Genomic DNA, 3,133 nt, shown 5'->3' with positions numbered 1-3,133 from the left:
GGTGGATTCAGTCAGGTCATTGACTACGGGAAGTGGGGAGTTTTTCTGACAGCCGCGTATGGTACCGGGGATAAGGATGCGACTTCCAGGGAACCCGGTTTTGATTTTGATTCCTGGAGCCTTGTTTCGGGTGTTGATTACCGGATAAACGAAGCCCTGGTGATGGGAGTTGCCGTCAGTTACGGGGTTACAGATTCCACAATTGACAATGGCAGGGGCGATGTGGAGCAGGACGCCTTCGGGGTTTCCCTGTACGGAACGTATTATTTAAAAGAGTTTTACCTGGATTTTATTGCCGGTTATGCGACCAGCGACTATGACACGGTCAGAAATATGCGGTACAGTGTTGCAGCAAAAACCGGTGGAACAACAACAGTCAACCATGTGTTTGATGGCAACACCGATGCCGATGATTTTACCGTCAGTCTCGGTACAGGTTATACCCTCAGTTATGGCGGATTCAGTATTACGCCTTTTGGTCAGGTGAAATATCTTGATTCATCAATTGACGGTTATACTGAAAGTCTCAGGGGCAGCAGTACCGAACCCGGTTTCGGCCTTGTTCTTGAGGTGGATGATCAGGATATTAAATCCCTGGCAACAAATCTTGGCGTGCATCTGGTTCGGGCCGTTAACACCTCAAGAGCCGTTTTGACTCCTTATGTCCGTGTGGACTGGGAACATGAATATGAAAATGACTCGCGTAATATCAATGCCCGGTTTGCAGTTGTTGACAACGCCTATGATTCGTTGAACAGGATTGTTATTCCAACGGATGATCCGGATCGTGATTTCATTAATTTCGGTACCGGGCTGTCGGCAGTATTTCCGGGAGGAATTCAGGCTTTTATTGACTATTCCACTATTCTCGCACTTGATGATATAAGTCTGCATATGGTTTCCGCCGGGGTGAGGTTCGAGTTTTAATGCAGCGTAACTGACCGGGTAAAAAAAAGCAGTACCGGAGGGAAGGGATGAAGGGAATTTCTGCAGTCCTGCTGCTGTTTTGTTGTTTCACCGCAGGGTGCACCCGGCTTCCTGACTTCGCGACACCATATATCAGTACAGGGGCCGATGAGCTTTCATCCGGCCCCTTTATTTTGTATCGGAAGCTGACACGTGCTGATTTCAGGGCAAAAAAACTCCCCGCCAGACTGGTGCACGAAAAGGGCCGGATCAATGCCCACGCGACCCTTTCCATCCGTTCGTCGGTCAACTCACAGTTCAGAATCTATCCTGCGGAAAACAGCAGTGGCCGGCAGTATTGCGGTGAGATTCTTTTTCTGCGGTTTGATGCTGTCATGTTTCCTGAAGATTCCTGGTGGAATCCGCAACTGGAACGCAAACATTTCGCCTATGTGCTTCAACATGAACAGATCCATTTTGCCCTGATGGCCCGTGGTGCCGCCAGGCTGGCAGGAAGAGCTGAGCGCGAAATGAAAAAAATGGAGTATTGCGGAATTACGGAGGAAGAGGCCAGGAAGAAAATGCTTTCCAGGCTCAGGAGTTTTATTCATGGCGAAAAAAAAGTACTGCTGCGGGAGCATACGGCCTTTGATGAAGATACCTCAGGCCGGTTCAATCGGCGTCTGCAGAACTGGTGGTATAAGAAGGTTACAGGTGCCCTGTGAGCCAGGGCACCTCAGTGGTTCCGTCAGCCTAACCGATATCAACATTTTCCAGGGAAATAGACAGGGCATCAGCAACACCCTGGCCATAGGCCGGATCCGCCCGCAGACAGTTTTTTATATGCCTGATCTTGATTGATTCCGGAATATCCCCCATGGCGCGGGCGGTGTTTTCAAAGAGAACCTGCTGCTGCTCTGGACTCATCAGTCTGAAAAGCAGGCCCGGCTGGGTGAAATAATCATCATCGGCCCTGTGATTCCAGTGGCCCGCAGCGCCATCCAGGTCAAGGGGAGGTTCCGCGAAATCCGGTTGCTCCTGCCACTCGTCATGACTGTTTGGTTCATATCCGGGTCTGCTCCCGTGGTTACCGTCTACCCGCATGGTGCCGTCACGGTGGTAACTGTGAAAGGGGCAGCGGGGCGCATTCACCGGAATCAGGTGATGATTGACACCCAACCGGTATCGCTGGGCGTCACCATAGGAAAAGAGGCGGCCCTGGAGCATCTTGTCCGGGGAAAAACCGATTCCCGGAACCACGTTGGCGGGATTGAACGCGGATTGCTCCACCTCGGCAAAATAATTCTCCGGATTTCGGTTTAATTCCAGTACCCCAACCTCTGTCAACGGATAATCTTTCTTCAGCCAGACCTTGGTCAGGTCAAACGGGTTATAGGGGCAGGTGGCGGCCTCTTTTTCCGGCATGATCTGCACGAAGAGCTTCCATTTCGGGAAATTACCCTTTTCGATATTGTCATAGAGATCCTTCTGATGGCTTTCCCTGTCCCGGCCGATCAGTGCTTCAGCCTCTTCATCGGTGAGGTTTTTGATACCCTGCTGACTGACAAAATGAAACTTTACCCAGAAACGTTCTTTTTTATCGTTTATAAAACTGAAGGTATGACTGCCGAAACCGTGCATATGGCGATAGGAACAAGGGATGCCCCTGTCGCTCATGGTGATGGTGATCTGGTGCAGGGCCTCCGGCAGAAGGGTCCAGAAATCCCAGTTGTTTTTCGCGCTGCGCATATTGGTTCGGGGATCTCTTTTGACCGCGTGATTCAGGTCAGGGAATTTTAACGGGTCCCGCAGGAAGAATACCGGCGTATTGTTGCCCACCAGGTCCCAGTTGCCTTCTTCCGTATAAAATTTCAGGGCGAATCCCCTGATGTCACGTTCCGCGTCTGCCGCTCCCCGCTCTCCTGCAACGGTGGAAAAACGGGCAAACAGTTCTGTCTTTTTGCCTATTTCAGAAAAAATCGCGGCCCTGGTATACCGGGTAATATCATGGGTGACGGTGAAAACACCGTACGCCCCCGATCCCTTCGCATGCATTCTTCTCTCCGGGATCACTTCCCTGTCAAAATGAGCCAGTTTCTCCAGGAACCAGACATCCTGCAGCAGCTGGGGGCCACGGGGGCCCGCGGTCATTACATTCTGGTTATCGGCGACGGGTGCGCCGCCATTGGTGGTGAGTTTCCTGTTCTCGCTGTATTTATTGTCACTG

At 51.3% G+C, this 3,133-nt stretch carries 3 protein-coding genes; 2 read left to right on the top strand and 1 reads right to left on the bottom strand.

Translation table 11 applies throughout. From position 1 onward, the window contains the following. Nucleotides 1-927 (top strand): autotransporter outer membrane beta-barrel domain-containing protein (locus tag ACXLDX_RS03680; RefSeq protein WP_457575838.1); only part of this gene is annotated, 927 nt, incomplete at its 5' end. 47 nt (nt 928-974) lie between these two features. Further along, nucleotides 975-1,631 (top strand): hypothetical protein, encoded by a 657-nt coding sequence (locus tag ACXLDX_RS03675; protein ID WP_457575837.1) that lies wholly within the window; start codon nt 975-977, stop codon nt 1,629-1,631. Between the two features lie 28 nt (nt 1,632-1,659). Here ACXLDX_RS03675 and ACXLDX_RS03670 read toward each other — a convergent pair whose 3' ends face one another. After that, complete coding sequence (locus tag ACXLDX_RS03670) at nt 1,660-3,057, bottom strand: catalase (protein ID WP_457575839.1); 1,398 nt, start codon at nt 3,055-3,057, stop codon at nt 1,660-1,662. Between the last annotated feature and the right edge of the window lie 76 nt (nt 3,058-3,133).

Source organism: Desulfomarina sp. (assembly GCF_054039375.1).
Note: the sequence above shows the minus strand (reverse complement) of the source record. Positions and strands in the feature narration are given on the sequence as shown.

What these genes read in the sequence shown, in the direction of transcription:
- ACXLDX_RS03675 (WP_457575837.1), top strand. Translation starts at nt 975, where the DNA reads ATGAAGGGAATTTCTGCAGTCCTGCTGCTGTTTTGTTGTTTCACCGCA.
- ACXLDX_RS03670 (WP_457575839.1), bottom strand. Translation starts at nt 3,057, where the DNA reads ATGACCGCGGGCCCCCGTGGCCCCCAGCTGCTGCAGGATGTCTGGTTC.